Annotated in this window: 16 protein-coding genes; 8 read left to right on the top strand and 8 right to left on the bottom strand. The window is 60.0% G+C overall.

Annotated elements, in window-relative coordinates:
• The first annotated feature begins 51 nt into the window (after positions 1-51).
• Positions 52-597, top strand: coding sequence for an RNA methyltransferase (locus ACYQ6M_RS25375; protein ID WP_031270178.1), 546 nt, complete (start codon positions 52-54; stop codon positions 595-597).
• A 61-nt stretch (positions 598-658) separates the two neighbouring features.
• Here ACYQ6M_RS25375 and ACYQ6M_RS25370 read toward each other — a convergent pair whose 3' ends face one another.
• A complete protein-coding gene (locus ACYQ6M_RS25370; RefSeq protein ID WP_035907892.1) occupies positions 659-1,231 on the bottom strand; it encodes a sigma-70 family RNA polymerase sigma factor in 573 nt (190 codons plus the stop codon).
• 253 nt (positions 1,232-1,484) lie between these two features.
• Here ACYQ6M_RS25370 and ACYQ6M_RS25365 point away from each other — a divergent pair, with 253 nt between their 5' ends.
• Together ACYQ6M_RS25365 and rlmN are read left to right on the top strand one after the other, a co-directional pair.
• Positions 1,485-1,994: an invasion associated locus B family protein gene (locus ACYQ6M_RS25365; protein ID WP_023002837.1), complete on the top strand. Its 510-nt coding sequence runs from the start codon at positions 1,485-1,487 to the stop codon at positions 1,992-1,994.
• 304 nt (positions 1,995-2,298) lie between these two features.
• A complete protein-coding gene (gene rlmN, locus ACYQ6M_RS25360; RefSeq protein ID WP_077291540.1) occupies positions 2,299-3,516 on the top strand; it encodes a dual-specificity RNA methyltransferase RlmN in 1,218 nt (405 codons plus the stop codon).
• A gap of 128 nt (positions 3,517-3,644) precedes the next feature.
• Here the strand turns inward: rlmN and ACYQ6M_RS25355 are convergent, their stop codons facing one another.
• Both ACYQ6M_RS25355 and ACYQ6M_RS25350 read right to left on the bottom strand, forming a co-directional pair.
• Complete coding sequence (locus ACYQ6M_RS25355) at positions 3,645-5,831, bottom strand: xanthine dehydrogenase family protein molybdopterin-binding subunit (protein ID WP_460076293.1); 2,187 nt, start codon at positions 5,829-5,831, stop codon at positions 3,645-3,647.
• A gap of 3 nt (positions 5,832-5,834) precedes the next feature.
• Positions 5,835-6,296 (bottom strand): (2Fe-2S)-binding protein, encoded by a 462-nt coding sequence (locus ACYQ6M_RS25350; protein ID WP_023002833.1) that lies wholly within the window; start codon positions 6,294-6,296, stop codon positions 5,835-5,837.
• Between the two features lie 181 nt (positions 6,297-6,477).
• Between ACYQ6M_RS25350 and ACYQ6M_RS25345 the strand changes: the two genes are divergently transcribed.
• From ACYQ6M_RS25345 to ACYQ6M_RS25335, 3 genes are all read left to right on the top strand, one after another.
• Positions 6,478-7,098 (top strand): TetR/AcrR family transcriptional regulator, encoded by a 621-nt coding sequence (locus ACYQ6M_RS25345; protein ID WP_460076292.1) that lies wholly within the window; start codon positions 6,478-6,480, stop codon positions 7,096-7,098.
• A gap of 166 nt (positions 7,099-7,264) precedes the next feature.
• Positions 7,265-8,485 carry an argininosuccinate synthase gene (locus ACYQ6M_RS25340; RefSeq protein ID WP_055659793.1) on the top strand — a complete coding sequence of 407 codons (1,221 nt, stop codon included), beginning with the start codon at positions 7,265-7,267 and terminating at the stop codon, positions 8,483-8,485.
• Between the two features lie 10 nt (positions 8,486-8,495).
• Positions 8,496-9,179, top strand: a complete 684-nt coding sequence (locus ACYQ6M_RS25335; protein ID WP_460076290.1) for a hypothetical protein — start codon at positions 8,496-8,498, stop codon at positions 9,177-9,179.
• 43 nt (positions 9,180-9,222) lie between these two features.
• Here ACYQ6M_RS25335 and ACYQ6M_RS25330 read toward each other — a convergent pair whose 3' ends face one another.
• The 3 genes from ACYQ6M_RS25330 to folP form a co-directional block, all read right to left on the bottom strand.
• Positions 9,223-10,251, bottom strand: coding sequence for a phosphatase PAP2 family protein (locus tag ACYQ6M_RS25330; RefSeq protein ID WP_460076289.1), 1,029 nt, complete (start codon positions 10,249-10,251; stop codon positions 9,223-9,225).
• A gap of 86 nt (positions 10,252-10,337) precedes the next feature.
• On the bottom strand, positions 10,338-10,853 hold the full coding sequence (gene folK, locus ACYQ6M_RS25325) for a 2-amino-4-hydroxy-6-hydroxymethyldihydropteridine diphosphokinase (protein ID WP_077291535.1): 516 nt from the start codon (positions 10,851-10,853) through the stop codon (positions 10,338-10,340).
• Positions 10,850-11,686: a dihydropteroate synthase gene (gene folP / locus ACYQ6M_RS25320; protein WP_168691940.1), complete on the bottom strand. Its 837-nt coding sequence runs from the start codon at positions 11,684-11,686 to the stop codon at positions 10,850-10,852. Before folP ends, folK begins: the two co-directional genes overlap by 4 nt.
• Positions 11,687-11,980: 294 nt before the next feature.
• On the opposite strand from folP, the gene ACYQ6M_RS25315 reads away from it, so the two are divergent.
• Positions 11,981-13,555, top strand: coding sequence for an alkaline phosphatase D family protein (locus ACYQ6M_RS25315; RefSeq protein WP_460076287.1), 1,575 nt, complete (start codon positions 11,981-11,983; stop codon positions 13,553-13,555).
• Positions 13,556-13,768: 213 nt separating this feature from the next.
• Here ACYQ6M_RS25315 and ACYQ6M_RS25310 read toward each other — a convergent pair whose 3' ends face one another.
• Entirely contained in the window at positions 13,769-14,980 is a 1,212-nt protein-coding gene (locus tag ACYQ6M_RS25310; RefSeq protein WP_075284834.1) for a multidrug effflux MFS transporter, read from the bottom strand.
• Complete coding sequence (locus ACYQ6M_RS25305) at positions 14,977-15,438, bottom strand: MarR family winged helix-turn-helix transcriptional regulator (RefSeq protein ID WP_023002823.1); 462 nt, start codon at positions 15,436-15,438, stop codon at positions 14,977-14,979. The genes ACYQ6M_RS25310 and ACYQ6M_RS25305 overlap by 4 nt, the downstream gene beginning before the upstream one ends.
• A gap of 204 nt (positions 15,439-15,642) precedes the next feature.
• Between ACYQ6M_RS25305 and typA the strand changes: the two genes are divergently transcribed.
• Positions 15,643-17,466, top strand: coding sequence for a translational GTPase TypA (gene typA, locus ACYQ6M_RS25300; RefSeq protein ID WP_023002822.1), 1,824 nt, complete (start codon positions 15,643-15,645; stop codon positions 17,464-17,466).
• The last annotated feature ends 288 nt before the right edge of the window (positions 17,467-17,754 follow it).

Below are 17,754 nucleotides of genomic sequence, written 5' to 3'. Positions count from 1 at the left end.
GCCATGGCGAAAGTCGGCTATGAGGCAGCCAAATCGAAAACGGACAAACTGATGCGCGGATATTTTGCAATCGGGGCCGAAGGCCTCTCGAAACGGATGAACCTGGGCACCTTGATGCGCTCTGCCCATGCCTTCGGCGCCAACTTCTTCTTCACGGTGGATGCCGACCAGAAGCTGCGCAAGGCGCCCCCCTCCGACACCTCCAAGAGCCCCGGCCACCTGCCTGTCTTCACCTGGGACAGCGTAGACACGATGGACCTGCCCAGAGGTTGCCAGCTTGTGGGCATCGAGCTCACGGACGAATCGATCGAGCTGCCGAGCTTCGGACATCCCCTTCAAGCGGCCTACGTTCTTGGTCCTGAAAGAGGCTCGCTTTCACCGCAGATGCTCGCGCGCTGCGACCACGTGGTGAAGATCCCGACAAAGTTCTGCATCAATGTCGCCATGGCCGGCGCGATCGTCATGTACGACCGTCACAGGGCGCTGGGTCGCTACGCGGACCGCTCCACTACCGCCGGCGCTCCCAGGATCGAACGTCCGAAACATGTCAGCGGCGGTCCGGTAATGCGCACGGGACGGAAAGTGCCGGGAACCTGAATGAGTTGTGCCTGAACTTCAGGCCACCAGAATTTTGGGTGTCTCTTGCACGGGGTCCCAATTAGTCCACATCCACGGACGTGTCGGTTTCCAGAAGCTGGCGCAACCGTCCGAAGGCAAGCCGGATACGGGATTTGACCGTGCCAAGCGGCAAGCCCGTGTGTTCAGCGATCTCGCTGTGCGACTGTCCTGCAAAAAAAGCCAGCCGAACCACATTCCGCTGCTCTTCAGGCAACTGCGACAAAGCAGCACGCACGCGTTTTTCCCGCAGCTTCGCATCCATCTCTTCGGCAATGTCCGGCAGAGGCGTCGGGTGCAGGGACGGATCTTCGGGATCCAGCGCGGCAGACTTCTGGCGGCGGATCCTGTCGATACGCCGGTTACGGGCAACCCGGAACAGCCAGGTGCTGGCGTTGGATTTTTTCGGATCGAACAGATCGGCCTTGCGCCACAGCGTCATCATGACGTCCTGCGCGACTTCTTCGGCAAGGGCCTCATCGGCGCCCTGCTTCATCAGGTAGCCCTTCAGGCGCGGCGCAAAGTGATCGAACAGCTCGATGAAAGCCGCCTTGTCCCGGTCTTCCGCCACTTTGACAATGAGATCGGAAAAATACTGCACCTGCGTCAAAGACAATCAATCCCCCTGCCGATCCATCTTCTTTATCAGGTTCGGCATAATTCGAAAGGGGGGTCAAGCAGGTCTGCCACACTGTTGCCGCGTTTAACCGCAAAGCGATTAGGTTGGTGCACGCACCGAAAAACAGAAAATACAATTGTCGGGCTTCAACCCTTTCGTAACCCGCTTTAAGTTATCATTAAAGCAAGGTTTATATGTCAGACGGCAGTTGAACTAAATTTGACGGAAACTCAAATCCAACGGTGTGGAGATGATGAAAGCAAAATCGCTGGTTCTGGCCATAGCAGGTCTTGCCGTTTCGAGTGCAGCGGCTTTCGCACAAACCCCGACACTTCTGAAGCAGCACAAGGACTGGGCGGCCTATGCGCTGACCAGTGGCGGCGGCAAGGTTTGCTACGCGCTTACCAAACCGACGACGTTGCTTCCGGGAGATCGAAATCACGGGGACGTATTCTTTTTCGTGACCACCCGCCCGGCGGAAGGCGTCTCGTCCGAGCCGAGCCTGCTGGTCGGTTATCCTTTCAAGGACAAATCCTCGGTCAGCGTAGACATTGACGGCAAGGGCTTCACGCTCTTCACCAACAATGACGGTGCCTGGGTCGAAAATGCTGCAACCGAAGCGCAACTCGTTTCTGCCATGAGGGCAGGCCGGGAAATGACGGTGACCGGCGAATCCAGCCGCGGCACCCGCACCACCTACAAGTTCTCGCTGTCCGGCGTCACAGCCGCGATCGACGACTCCAACGCTGCCTGCCGCTAACGCGTTCAGGCAGCAGCTTCTCCGGCTTTCCCCTGCAACCGCAGGGCGAAAAGCCGAAGTCGACCGGTGGTTTCCTTTCAGTCTCGACGTCACCCTGGACGGGCCAAACGGCCTATCCGGGTCGTTGTCGTTGCGTAAAAACAGCTCTGCATAGCTCCCCTGCACGTCAGCAAACTTGATTTTCGGCGCTTTTTGTGGTTTTGGGAGCGCTTGAAATCAGACCTGCAAGTCAGGTGCCCGGCGACCGCGTAGTCTTGTTCCAAGACGCCTGAAGGCCCTGCCGGAAGAGATTACGGATCACGACATGGCAATTACGCTCGACATCGCGCGGGACAATCCGAACGCGCACACCGTTTCAGCCGAAGCTGTCCTGCCCGGCGAAGACAAGCCGACGCTGATCGGCCTGTCGCGCGAAGAGCTGGGCGAAGCACTCGGCACCATCGGCGTGCCGCAGAAGCAGTGGCGCATGCGTGCCTCCCAGCTCTGGCACTGGCTTTATGTGCGCGGCGTGTCCGACTTTGCGCATATGACGAATATCGCCAAGGACCTGCGTCAGAAGCTGGACGAAGCCTTCACGATCGCCCGTCCGGAAATTGTGTCCGAGCAGATCTCCGTCGACGGTACCCGCAAGTGGCTGTTCCGCTTTCCCGCGCGCGGCGCCGGCCGCCCGGTCGAGGTTGAAACCGTCTATATTCCTGAAGAAGGCCGCGGCACGCTCTGCGTTTCTTCCCAGGTCGGCTGCACCCTCACCTGCACTTTCTGCCACACAGGCACCCAGAAGATGGTCCGCAATCTGACGGCCGAAGAAATTCTGTCGCAGATCCTGATTGCGCGCGACCGGCTGGGCGATTTCCCGCATGCGGACACCCCGCAGGGCGCCATCGTGCCGTCCGAGGGCCGTCTGGTGACCAACATCGTCATGATGGGCATGGGTGAGCCCCTCTACAATTTCGACAACGTCAAGAAGGCGCTGCTGATCGCGTCCGATGGTGACGGCCTGTCCCTCTCCAAGCGCCGCATCACCCTGTCGACCTCCGGTGTCGTGCCGGAAATCTTCCGCACCGGTGAAGAAATCGGCTGCATGCTGGCCATTTCGCTGCACGCGGTTCGTGACGAGCTGCGCGATGTGCTGGTGCCGATCAACAAGAAATGGAACATCAAGGAACTGCTGGACGCTTGCCGGCAGTATCCGGGCCTGTCCAACGCCAAGCGCATCACCTTCGAATATGTGATGCTGAAGGGCGTCAACGACAGCAATCAGGACGCGCTTGAACTGGTCCGCCTGCTGAAGGGCATTCCGGCCAAGATCAACCTGATTCCCTTCAACCCGTGGCCGGGCACCGATTACGAATGCTCCGACTGGGAGCGGATCGAGGAATTTGCCGACATCGTCAACCGCGCCGGTTATGCCTCTCCCATCCGCACACCACGCGGCCGCGACATCTTCGCCGCCTGCGGACAGCTGAAATCCGCGTCCGAGCGCATGCGAAAGAAGGACCGTGAGGCCCTGGCAGCCTCCTGAGGCAACATCATCTGCTGAACGAAAAACGGCGGCCCACTGGAGCCGCCGTTTTTGTCTGAGCAGAAAACGTCAAACCAATCTGGAAAAAGGCCGCCCGGAGGCGGCCTTTTTGTATTCTTCGGCGAGGCTCAGACGAGACCGGACTTTGCCAGCGGCAGGCTGGTTGACCACTCGCCCTTGGCAGCGGCAATCGCGTTGGCGACAGCCGGACCGATTGGCGGAGTACCGGGCTCACCGATGCCGGTCGGTGCTTCGTTCGAGGGAACGATATGCACCTCGATTTCCGGCATGTCGGACATCCGGATCGGCTCGTAGGTGTCGAAGTTGGTTTCCTCGACAACCCCATCCGCAAGCGTCACCTGGTTCCGCAGGATCGCACCAAGGCCGTAGCCGATGCCGCCTTCGACCTGTGCCCGGATATTGTCCGGGTTGATCGGCGTGCCGCAGTCGACCGCTGCCGTCACCTTTTCCACCTTCACAGTGCCGTCGTCGCGGAAGGAGATTTCCGCCACTTCCGCCACAAAGGAGCCGAAGGACTTGTGCACGGCAACACCGCGGTGGCGCCCTTCAGGCAAGGGCGTGTCCCAGCCCGCCTTTTCAGCCGCCAGCTTCAACACGCCCACCTTGCGCGGATCGTCCTTGATCATCTCGAGGCGATAGGCAACCGGATCCTTGCCGGCTTCCTTGGCCAGACGATCGATCATGGTTTCCATGACGTAGGCCGTGTGGGTGTGACCGACCGAACGCCACCACAGAACCGGCACCTTCGTTTCCTGGAAGGACTGGTCCATGTTCATCAGCGGAAACGCATAAGTGGTGTCATGCGCGCCTTCGGTCATGTTGTGGTCGACACCGTCCTTCATCAGCATGGCTTCGAAAGGCGTGCCCTTGACGATGGACTTGGCGGCGATGTTGTACTTGAACGCCGTCACGTTGCCCTGGTCATCAAGCCCGACCCGCAGCCGGTGAGCCGACATCGGACGGTAGTACCCTCCGGCCATGTCGTCCTCACGGGTCCAGACGATCTTCACCGGAGCCGGTGGCATGCCGGCGGCCTGCATCGCCTTGGCCAGCGTGGTGATTTCCACGACCGGATGCGCATCGGCCTGGGCGCGGCGCCCGAAGGACCCGCCAGCCCACAGGGTGTTGATCTTGACGTTCTCGAACGGAATGCCGAGTACGGTGGCCGCCACGTTGTGATCGATGGTCGGGATCTGGGAAGCGAACCAGAATTCCGCTGTTTCACCGTCGAACATCATGGCGATGTCCAGCGGTTCCATGGCGCCATGGGCCAGGAACGGGAAGTCATAGTCGGCTTCGATGACCTTGGCCGAAGCTTCCAGCGCCGCGTCGACATCACCGTCTTCGCGAACCTTCACACCCGGCTTGGTGGTCATGTCCTTCAGTTCGGCGATCATCGCATCGCTTGACCGGGTTTCGGCCTCGGCATCATCCCACTCGATTTCGAGCAGGGACCGGCCGTTGATTGCCGGCCAGGTGGACTTGGCGATCACCGCAACCCCGTTCGGGATCTGCAGCACGTTGACGACGCCCGGCACCTTCTTGGCTTCGGTGGCGTCAAACGACTTCACCTTGCCGCCAAAACGGGGAGAGCGGGCAACGACGGCAACCAGCAGATCGTCGCGCTGGAAGTCCATCGTGTAGGTTCTGGGCGCGCCGACGGTCTTGTTCTTGACGTCGAGACGCGGGAAGGACTTGCCGATGTAGACCCACTGATCCGGTGTCTTCAGTGTCGGCTCTGCCGGAACGTCCTCGTTGGCGGCAAGACCGGCAAGCTCACCCAGGGTCGCAGACTTGTCCGCACCATGAGAAACGACGCCACCCGACACGGTGATTTCACCCGCCGGCACGCCCCATTCCTTTGCCGCGGCGGCAATAATCATTGCCTTTGCCGCGGCACCGGCCTGACGGTACTGCATGAAGGAGTTCGCCATGGCCGTGGACCCGCCGGTGCCCTGCACGCCGAACAGCGAGTTGGCATAGACCTGCGGATTGGACGGTGCGAATTCGACAGTGACCTGCTCCCAGGAAGCGTCGAGCTCGTCGGCGACCAGACTGCACAGACCACTGGCCGTGCCCTGTCCCATGTCGAAGTGCTTGGACAGGACCACGACCGTGTTGTCCGGACGGATGTGAACGAACGGCTGGATGAACTCGCCTTCGGCGGCCGAGGCAGTCGAGCGCGGCAGGTTCATGGCAAGCACCAGGCCACCAACGGTACCGGCGGACATCTTCAGGAAGGTGCGCCGCGTCGGCATTGCGGCTGCCAGCGGTTGTTTCAGGAGATGCAGCATGGCTCAGGCCTCCATCTTGTCTGAAGCAAGGTGGATGGCCTTGCGGATCCGGGCATAGGTGGCGCAGCGGCAGACATTGCCGTCCATGGCTGCGTCGATGTCCTCGTCGGTCGGCTTGGGCGTTTCGGCAAGCAAGGCAGTCGCGGCCATGATCTGGCCTGACTGGCAATACCCGCATTGCGGCACGTCCAGCTCGTTCCAGGCGGCCTGGACAGCGGCAGCCGCCTTGCCATCGATACCTTCGATCGTTGTGATTTCAGCGCCTTCAAGGTCGCCGACGAACGTCTGGCAGGACCGGACCGGAATACCGTCCATGTGAACCGTGCAGGCACCGCAGGAAGCGATGCCGCAACCGAACTTTGTCCCCGTCATTCCCAGCTCGTCGCGCAGAGCCCACAGCAGGGGGCTCTCGGGATCCGCGTCGAGCGTACGCGTTTCCCCGTTGATTTTTAATGTCACTGACATGAGGAGGCGTCTCCTTTGGCTGGCCAATTCTGGCTAAAGGATGTAAACTACACCGTGCAGTTTAGTTCGTAACTGCACATCTGTAAACGCCAGAGTTTACATAGGGCGCGATTTTTGGGATTAAAGAGGCGGGGGTCCTGTCGTCTGACAGATAATGCAACGGGGTATATATGAGTAGGTAATGTCCGTATCGGATCAGAAAAAGAAGCAGATCGTCGAGGCTGCAATCGCGGAGTTTCAGGAAAAGGGTTATGCCGGAGCCAGCATGGACCGGATTTCCGAGCGAGCCCAGGTTTCCAAGCGCACGGTCTACAATCACTTTGAAAGCAAGGACGTGCTTTTCAAGGAGATAAACCAGTGCCTTGCCGATCAGATCAACTCGGCGCTTGAAGTCGCCTACGACCCGGCGACGCCCATTCGCGATGCCCTGGTGCGTCTCGGCTGGGCCGAAGGCGAGCTCATGATCAACCCGTGCTTCATGAGCCTTGCTCGCATGGTGATGAGCGAAACGATCCGCGACCCGGCCCTTGCAGCCGATATGGACAGCCGCATGACCAAGATCTCCGTCTTTACCGAGTTCATGGATCGCGCCACGCGTGAAGGCAAGCTCACGGCCGACGACCCGTCCCTGGCGGCCACGCAATTTCTCGGCCTGATCAAGGCCCGATCCTTCTACCCGAACATCCACAGCGGCCGCGTGACGACCCGCCCCGAGATGGAACGGATCATCGAGGAAAGCGTCGACATGTTCCTGGCCCGATACGGCACCAGGGCAACCGCGCAAACAGTGGCGGCGCAGTAACAGGCGCCCGCCAAAATTTCCCGACATGGCAGATCGACCCGTGTAGAGCGAAACGCGACGAAATGAGTGCATCGCGGGGCTTGCGCCATGCATAGAACCGGCTAAATTGCCGCAAATTTTCATCGGCGGGAAACCGCCAGGAACATCGAACTGGATTTTTCCCAAAATGGCGCATGGTGACATCAAAAAAGTCGTGCTGGCCTATTCCGGCGGCCTCGACACCTCCATCATCCTGAAATGGCTGCAGACCGAACTGGGCTGCGAAGTGGTGACCTTCACCGCCGATCTCGGCCAGGGCGAGGAACTGGAGCCGGCGCGCAAGAAAGCCGAAATGCTCGGCATCAAGGAAATCTACATCGACGACCTGCGCGAGGAGTTCATCCGCGATTTCGTCTTCCCGATGTTCCGCGCCAACGCTGTCTATGAAGGCGTCTACCTGCTCGGCACTTCCATCGCCCGGCCGCTGATTTCCAAGCGCCTGATCGAGATTGCCGAGGAAACCGGCGCCGACGCGATTGCCCACGGCGCAACCGGCAAGGGCAACGACCAGGTGCGTTTCGAACTGTCCGCCTACGCGCTCAACCCGGACATCAAGGTGATCGCGCCGTGGCGCGACTGGACGTTCAAGTCCCGGACCGACCTTCTGGAATTCGCCGAACAGCACCAGATCCCGGTTCCGAAGGACAAGCGCGGCGAAGCTCCGTTCTCCGTCGACGCCAACATGCTGCACTCCTCATCGGAAGGCAAAGTGCTGGAAGACCCGGCCGAGGAAGCACCGAACTACGTGTTCCAGCGCACGGTCGACCCGACCGAGGCACCGGACGAAGTCACCTATATCGAAATCGGCTTCGAAAAGGGCGACGCCGTCTCCCTCAATGGCGAGAAGATGTCGCCGGCAACGCTCTTTGCCAAACTCAACGACTATGGCCGCGACAACGGCATCGGCCGTCTCGACATGGTCGAGAACCGCTTCGTCGGCATGAAGAGCCGCGGCATCTACGAAACGCCGGGCGGCACCATCCTCCTGACGGCCCACCGCGCCATGGAATCCATCACGCTCGACCGCGGTGCCTCGCACCTGAAGGACGAACTGATGCCGCGTTATGCCGAGCTGATCTACAACGGGTTCTGGTTCTCGCCGGAGCGCGAGATGCTGCAGGCCCTGATCGACAAGAGCCAGGAGCATGTCACCGGCTCCGTCAGGCTGAAGCTCTACAAGGGCAACGTCATCCTCGTCGGCCGGTCCTCGCCCTATTCGCTCTATTCCGAAGAGCTGGTCACCTTCGAGGACGACCAGGGTGCTTACGACCAGAAGGACGCCGCCGGCTTCATCAAGCTGAACGCCCTGCGCCTGCGCACCCTGGCCAAGCGCGACCGGATCGGCTGAGATCTCTGACATGACAAGACCGGCGGCAGCAAAGCTCGAACAGGACCTTGCTGCCGCCGGTTTTTTGTTGCTCGGCGGCTTTGCTCCTGATGGCACCGTTGCCGTTCCACCTCTTGCCGGCGGCAAGCAGGCCCGAAGCCTTCTCCTGATCGGCAGCACAGGTCCGTCGATCTGGCCGCACCTGACGGCAAGTCCGGAATACAAAAACGGCCACCCGGATCCTCTCGACCGCTACACGCGGCGCAGCCTTTTGGATCTTGCCGAGACATCCGGCTACGAACCGGTGTTTCCCTTCGAAGGCCCGCCCTATCACCCGTTCCAGCAATGGGCGATGAAATGCGGCGGCTTCTCCCAAAGCCCGCTCGGCGTTCTGGCCCACCGCACCTTCGGCCCCTGGGCCGGCTTCCGCGCAGCATTTCTGAGTGCGGAACCCTTTGACGGACCGACGCCGGACACGATGGACGGCCCCTGCCCGACCTGCACCGATGCACCTTGCCTAACGGTTTGCCCGGTCGGTGCCGTCACGGTGCACGAAGGCTACAAGGTCACTGACTGCCGAAACCATCTGGCGACCAGCCGCGACCTGGATTGCTGGTCCGGCTGCCTGGCAAGACGGGCCTGCCCCTTTGGCCAGGAACACCGGCAAAGCCAGGAAACGGCCGGGTTTCACATGGAGAGTTTCCTGGGGCTGTAGATACAGCAAAGACCCGCTTAGGATCAAAACCTGCGCTAGGAACTCAGTAGCGGTTGGGGTCTTTGCCGAAGAGCCCGGCGTAACAGGAACGCCGCGCATTGAGAACTGAAACAGTCGTAGCCAGGAGGATGCCTACAATCGCATCAATTAAAAAATGCCCGCCAAAAACAGGCACGGAAGCAATCATCACCAAAGCGAATGCATTAACGGCAATCGAAAGCCGGGTCCGGAAGAAACCCGCGATCAAGAGGACTCCACCAGCGGCATGAAAAGACGGAAATGTTGCTAACCCCGTAGCGGTCATTAGATCAATGGAAGGAATTTCTGCTTCTCTGAGCGCCATAAACTGTTCAAGGTGGTAGATACCAGGGGCCGAGTTGAACCCTTCAATTTGGTCAATTGGGCCAAAATTGTACACGACAGCTGCAACAGCTGGAAAAAACAGAGCAATGGTTGTTGAAATTGCAGCGGTAATTAAAAAGATCTCACAAAAATAGCGTGCACGGCGAAAGTAACCCATAGCAACAAGCACGACGAAGCCAAATAGACTTGCACCGTCAAATCCAACATAGGCTACTTCGAGAATAGTACTTACTAGGCCATGATTCTGGACGAAAGTGAAATACGTCATCCAGTCAAGACCTAGCGCTTTATCCCAGCTGTCCAGAAGTGGATCAGCGAGCGGCAAAGCAAGACTCATCGTCAGATGATTAAATATGCGCAAACTTGCCAGAGCAACGAAAATGAACACAACACCGTTGAGCAGTAACTGCATTCTTTGACGAAATATTTCACCGAAAGACGTTCTACGCATCACATAATACTTCAGAAGAACGCAGGTCGAAATAATCAAAACGTAAGGAACAAACGAATACGGCTCAATTCTGGGATTGATAAAGACATAAAGGCAAAGGGTAGCGCCTATCACTAACACCATGAGAAAGGCATTCAAGCGCCCCGGAAACGCCAGCTCCTCCTCAAAAGCGCTCGATGCAGCAGTGGGCGTCCCTCCCTGCTCGGCAACGCGAAGCTTGTATTCGCTATCGGCTTTGATCTCCATGACGGAAGACATGTCGAAGGGGCTCCGCTTGGTGAAATAACAAACAGCCCACTTGTACAATCGATAAATTTAAGATCTGGTTTCGGGTAAGATGCTAGTCACCCGTCCAGCTTCACCACGCCATCCTGGTCCGGGCAGGTTTCCAAAGCCTCCATCGCGGTCCGGCCATCGCCCAGTGGGGCGTCGGGCCAGATTTCGGCGAGCGGGATCAGAACGAAGGCCCGGTCGCCCATGCGCGGGTGCGGGATTTCGAGGTCGTTTTCAGCAACCTTTTGCAGGCCGTAGATCAGAACATCGATGTCCAGCGTCCTTGGGCCCCAGCGCACGTCGCGCACACGTCCGAGTTCGGTCTCGATTTCAAGACAGCGCTTCAACAGCGCCTGCGGGCTCATGGTGGTATCGATCACCACGCAGCAATTGCGGAAATCGTCCTGCGGCACCGGTCCCCAGGGCGGCGTCCGGTAATCGGAGGACCGGGACACCAGCATGACGCCGGGCGTTTCCTCCAGCCGGCGGATCGCCTCATCCAGATTGGCCTTCGGGTCACCAAGGTTGGATCCGAGCCCGAGCGCACAGCGGGTCGGGGCGTCAGCCATCGCATTTTCGGCATTCATTCGACAGGGTTCCGTTCCAGGCGGGTTGCCTCGATCATACGCACGCAATCGGCATGTGGACTTACGTCATGCGCCCGCACAATCGCGGCCCCTTTCAGCATGGCCGTCATGTGAACGGCAACGGATCCGAACAGCCGGTCTTCCGTTTCCGCTTCCAGCACGGCACCGATCATGCGCTTGCGCGACGCACCCGCCAACAGCGGAAGGCCGTGTTTCTTCAGCGTTTCGAAACGGTTCAGAACGATGAAATTCTGGTTGATGGTCTTGCCGAAGCCAAAGCCCGGATCAAGGATCTGCTTTTCCCTGGCGATCCCTGCCTTTTCCGCCAGTTCCATCGAGATTTCGAAGAACCGGTCGATGTCCGAAAGAATGTCCAGTCCGGCATCGGCGGCAAGACGGTTATGCATCATAACTACATGCACGCCGGCCTCGGCAACAACCTCAGCCATGGCTGGATCCTTTTGCAGACCCCACACATCATTGACGATGACCGCCCCTGCCGCGCAGGCGCGACGCGCGATCTCCGCCTTGTAGGTATCGATCGATACGGGCGTTCCCATGTCGATCACCTGATCGAGGATCGGATCGAGCCGCGACCATTCCAGGTCCAGCGGCACCGGTTCGGAGCCCGGCCGCGTGCTTTCGCCGCCGACATCCAGAATATCGGCCCCTTCCAGAATCATTTCCTGTGCACGCCGCAAGGCGGCATCCGCATTGGCGTGGCGCCCGCCATCGGAAAAGGAATCCGGGGTCACGTTCAGGATCCCCATCACGTGGGGGCGTTGGTGTCCGGCGTCGAAACGCGGCGGCTCGTAGGCTGTCGGGGTCGGCATCATTGCGTCCTTTTGACGGTCAGGCACGTGTTTGGCCCGTCTGACACCGACGGTCAAGCGGCACCAATGCGACTTCACCCTGCTTGACCCCGCTCCAAGGCTGTGGACGATCACGATTTGGAAGCAATTTGGAGGTTCAATCGTTCCGCGGCGGTTTTCCGGCAATCCGCACACGCCGTCATCAAAAATTCGGGAAACGGTCTTGGAACAGACATCCGTCTGTCACGGAGCTTCAGCACCTGATGTTTTTGCCAAGGGACTCGCCCCTGCGGTCCCCAGCCACGGAGCTTGAAAATGTCTTCAAACGTTTCTCGACGCAATTTTCTGAAATCATCGGTTGCGACCGGTTTGGTACTGGCCTCACCGCTGGCCATGCCGGGCCTGTCGCGTGCGGCCTCGCGCCCGCAGATCACGCACGGCCTTCAATCCGGCGACGTCGATGCCAATTCCGGCATGATCTGGGCCCGCTCGGACCGCCCGGCGCAAATGCTGGTGGAAGTCGACACCACCGGCACGTTCGAAACGCCGCGGCGCCTTGCCCCGATCAATGCGCTTCCCGACTCGGATTTTGCCGTCAAGCGACTGCTTGAGAACCTGCCGTCCGATCAGGACATCTTCTACCGCGTCGCCTTTGCCGACCTGAACGACGTCAATGCGGTGTCCGAGCCGATGACCGGCCGCTTCCGCACGGCTCCCGCCTCCCGCCGCAACATCCGCTTCGCCTGGTCGGGCGACACCGCCGGCCAGGGCTGGGGGATCGATACCGACCGCGGCGGCATGAAAACCTATGCCACCATGGCAAAGCATCAGCCGGACTTCTTCATCCATTCCGGCGACACGATTTATGCTGATGGCCCGATGAAGGAGACCGTCGAGCTGAAGGACGGCACCGTCTGGAAGAACATCGTCACGGCAGAAAAATCCAAGGTTGCCGAAACGCTGGACGAATACCGCGGCCAGTGGAAATACAACCTCATGGACGAGAACCTCAAGGCATTCAACGCGGAAGTCCCGACCTTCTTCCAGTGGGACGATCATGAAGTCGTCAACAACTGGTCGTCGTCAAAGGACCTCGTATCCGACGATCGCTACAGCGAGAAGAACATCCACCTTCTGGCCGCTCGCGCCGGCCGGGCTTTCCACGAGCTGGCTCCCATCCGCTACACCCCGGCCGAGCCGGGCCGCGTCTACCGCAAGATCGCCTATGGTCCGCTGCTGGACGTATTCTTCCTGGACCTGCGCTCCTATCGCGGGCCGAACGGCGCATCGATGGAAGACACCATGACACCGGCTTCGCGCATCCTCGGCGCCGAGCAGCTTGCCTGGCTGAAGCGTGAACTTCTGAATTCCAACGCCACCTGGAAGGTCATCGCCTGCGACATGCCGATCGGCCTGATCGTCTGGGACAACTGGAAAGACCAGGCCGGCGCCGAAGCGGTTGCCAACGGCGATCACGGCGCACCAAAGGGCCGAGAACTGGAATTTGCCGATCTGCTGCGCTTCATCAAGACGGCAGACATCGACAACATCGTCTGGCTGACCGCCGATGTGCACTACACCGCCGCGCATTACTACAATCCGGACAAGGCCCAGTTCCAGGACTTCAAGCCGTTCTGGGAATTCGTCTCCGGCCCGATCCATGCCGGCACCTTCGGCCCGAACGATCTCGACATGACCTTCGGCCCGGAGCTTAAGTACATCAAGGCCCCGACCGCCGAACAGGGAGCCAACCTGCCCCCGTCCATGGGGTTGCAGTTCTTCGGCCTGGTCGACATCGACGGCCAGAGCGAACAGCTCACCGTCCGCCTGATGGACCGTGACGACGTCGAACTGCACTCCGTCACGCTGGATCCGATTCGCAAGGCCTGATCAGAGTTTCCAGAAAAAAGAGCGGGCCGGGAAACCGGCCCGTTTGTTTTAAAAAAACCTACCTTCGTCATCCCGGACGCAGCGAAGCGGAGATCCGGGACCGGAGAGCCGAGGTGTTTCCGATGGAGAATTATCAGTCGGCGCTGTGCCTCCCCGGTCCCGGCTCGCGCTGCGCTTGGCCGGGATGACGACGGAGAGGCGGATAATGTGCGCCTACTCCGCCGCCGCCGGCTGACGGATCTGGCTGCGCAGGATCAGGAACAGAATGATGCCGGCGATGGGCATACCCGGCAGAATGAAAGCGAGACCGAGGATCGGCTCTCCGAGTGCAGCGATCGCGAGGCTGGCGACAATGCCGCCACCGAACTGCAGAAAGCCGAGCATGGAACTTGCCGAACCGGCGATGTGCGGGAACGGTGCCATGGATTCAGTGAAGCTCGCCGGCAGAACCAGCGCCAGCGCGAATGTGAACAGCGCCACCGGCCCCATCACCGTCAGGATCGTCGGTTCATGGGTGAGCGTGACATAGCACATCAGCGTTGACGCAACGACCCAGAGGCTGAGCCCGTAGGGCACCAGCTTGCGGGCTTCGAAGAAGCGAAGCAGACGACCCGTCAGGATGGTTCCAGAAATGAAGGAGCCCGACTGGATGATCATGGTCAGCCCGAAGGCGGACGGCGTGAGACCGACCTCATAGATCAGGATGAAAGGCAGGACGGTCGCCAGGGCATAAAGGTTGCCGAGCCCGAAACCGATGAGAAGGCTTGGCGCCAGAAACCTCGGGTCCTTCAGCAAGGTGCCGTAGTTGATCGCCAGTTGCCGCGGATTGAGGTGATGCTTGCCAGGCTGCGGGTTGGTTTCAACCTGAAACACGAGCACCGCAATCATCAGCAACGCACCGTAGATCACCATGCACCAGAACACTTCCTGCCAGCCGAACAGTTCCAGCACGATCCCGCCTATGGTCGGCGAAATCGCCGGACCAAGTGCCAGCATCATCGCGATCGTATTCATGATCCTGGCAGAGGCCTGGCCGGTAAACTGGTCACGGACGATGGCGCGCGACACCGCGATTCCGACCGCGGCCCCCACACCTTGAAGGGCTCGGGCAAAGACCATGAACTCGACAGTCGGCGCGAAGGTCGCCAGCACGCTTGAGACGAGATAGAGGACCAGGAAGGCGATCGTGACCGGCTTGCGCCCAAAGGCGTCCGTCAGAGGGCCGCAAACCAGCTGCGTGACGGCAAAACCGGCGAAATACGCCGTCAGCGTAAGCTTGACCGCTGAATCGGTGGTCCCGAAGGCTTCGACCAGGGCCGGCATGGCCGGGGTATAAAGCGCCATCGAAATGGGGCCGATAGCGACAAGCCCGGCCCCGAGAAGCGATGTACGTCTTGCGCTCATGATTGAGCTGTCGGCGGTCATTTCTGTTTCCCTTTGGAAACCTCCTGCAGCAGGCTGTCCTTCATGGTCTGCAGAAGCGATTCCAGTATCTGCCGTTGGTCGGCGGGAATGTCCTCAAGCGCCCTGGAGCGCACCTCTTGCAGGGCAGTCCCAATTTTCTCAAGCAATGGATCGGCCGACGGCGTCAGCTCGATTATCTTGGCCCGGCGGTCGTTCGGGTCCTGGCAGCGGCGGATCAATCCGGCCTTTTCGAGCGTGTCGAGGTACCCGACCAGGGTCATAGGCTCGACATACATCGCATCTGCCAGAACGGCCTGCCGTTGACCCGGAAGTCGCCAGACATAAAACAGCGTACGCGCTTCTCCGGCAGTCAGACCAGTGTCGACCTTGGATAACTCCGCCTCGAAGTTTCGCCGCAGCAACCGTGCCAGATCAACGACCAGCATGGTGACACCGACATTCGGAGTTGGAACTCCCATCGCCACCCCATTTTAGTAAGGTTACCTTACGAATACGGCGCTTCAGGAAGCACTGTCAATGCGTAGATGTGACATTGCGTTGCACAATTCCCTCGCGCCACGTATAAAGGCGCCAAATTCGGCGCGGATGCCGATCCATAGCATAATCAACTTCCAGACAAGCTGCGGGTCCCCAAGGGCCCGTTCTGTCTTTTGGAGCCACTCATGAACCTTCGTAATATTGCCATCATCGCGCACGTTGACCATGGCAAAACCACACTCATCGACGTTCTTCTGAAGCAATCCGGTGCCTTCCGCGACAACCAGCGTACCGAAGAACGGATGATGGACTCCAACGATATCGAGCGTGAGCGCGGCATCACCATTCTGGCCAAGGTCACCTCGCTGGTCTGGAAAGACACCCGCATCAACATCGTGGACACACCGGGCCACGCCGACTTCGGCGGCGAAGTCGAGCGTATCCTGCACATGGTCGACGGCGTGATCCTACTGGTGGACGCTGCTGAAGGCCCGATGCCGCAGACCAAGTTCGTGCTCGGCAAGGCCCTCAAGCTCGGCCTGAAGCCGATCGTCGCCATCAACAAGATCGACAAGCCGGAACAGCGTGCCGATGAAGTGCTGGACGAGGTCTTCGACCTGTTCGCAGCCCTCGACGCCAATGAAGACCAGCTCGACTTCCCGGTGCTCTACGGTTCGGCCAAGCAGGAATGGATGGCTCTGGAGCCGAACGGCCCGCAGGACAGCATGGACCCGCTCTTCGACATGGTCCTCGACAAGGTGTCACCGCCGGAAGCCCAGCCGGGCGATTTCCGCATCCTGGCAACCACCATCGAATCCGACCCGTTCCTGGGCCGTATCCTGACCGGCCGTATCGTGTCGGGCACCGCTCTGCCGAACATGCCGATCAAGGCGCTCTCCCGTGACGGCAGCGTGGTTGAAAACGGCCGTATCTCCAAGATCCTTGCTTTCCGTGGCCTGGAACGTCAGCCGATCGAAAAGGGTGAAGCGGGCGACATCGTCGCCATCGCGGGCCTGACCAAGGCAACCGTTGCCGACACGCTGTGCGCCCCGTCGGTCAATGAATCCCTGCAGGCTCAGCCGATCGATCCGCCGACGCTGTCCATGACCTTCCGCGTCAACGACAGCCCGCTGGCCGGCACCGAAGGCTCCAAGGTTCAGTCCCGCGTCATTCGCGACCGCCTGAAGAAGGAAGCAGAAGGCAACGTCGCCCTGAAGGTGGAAGACACCGACGAGCCGGACGCATTTGTCGTCTCCGGTCGCGGCGAACTTCTTCTGGCGATCCTGATCGAGAACATGCGCCGTGAAGGCTTCGAGCTTGGCGTTGGCCGTCCGCGCGTCGTCTATCAGTATGACGATGCCGGCAACCGCCTGGAGCCGATCGAGGAAGTCATCATCGACGTTGATGAAGAACATTCCGGCGTCGTGGTTCAGAAGCTGCAGGAACGCAAGGCCGACCTTCTGGAAATGAAGCCGTCCGGCGGTGGCCGCACCCGTCTGGTGTTCCACGCTCCGACCCGTGGCCTCATCGGTTACCAGTCCGAACTGCTGTCCGACACCCGCGGCACGGCGATCTTCAACCGTCTGTTCCATGGCTATGAGCCGCACCGGGGTCCGATCCAGGGCCGTCACACCGGCGTACTGCTGTCCAACGGCACCGGTGAGGCAGTTGCCTATGCCCTGTTCAACCTGGAAGACCGCGGCCCAATGATGATCGATCCGGGCACCAAGGTTTATCCGGGCATGATCATCGGCGAACACACCCGCGGCAACGACCTGGAAGTGAACGTGCTGAAAGGCAAGCAGCTCACCAACATCCGCTCCGCCGGCAAGGACGACGCTGTCAAGCTGACCACGCCGAAGAAGCTGACGCTGGAAGCAGCGCTTTCCTACATCGCAGACGACGAACTGGTGGAAGTCACGCCAGACTCCATCCGCCTGCGCAAGGCCGTCCTCGACCCGCATGAGCGCAAGCGCGCGGAACGTGCGGCGAACAAGGAATCGGCATAAGCCCGATTGAACGAACCAGAAAAGCCCGGGCAATGTCCCGGGCTTTTTTTCAGCCAGTTCGATTTTCCCCTCATGCTGAGGAGGACCGCAGGTCCGTCTCGAAGCATGGGCGGCATTTTCGGAGCAAGTGGCCCATCCTTCGAGACAGCGCTTCGCGCTTCCTCAGGATGAGGTTTGCCTATGCGCGCCCTCTTTCACTCGTCCGGATCTTTCCCCGGCAAACCAGAAGACTTGAGACAGCCTGCATGCCTCACCGCAACCAATTGCCACGGCGCATGTCCGCCTTGG

The organism is Roseibium sp. ROS1 (assembly GCF_054658215.1).
The sequence above is the reverse complement of the archived record's forward strand: the minus strand, read 5'-3'. Positions and strand labels throughout refer to the sequence as shown.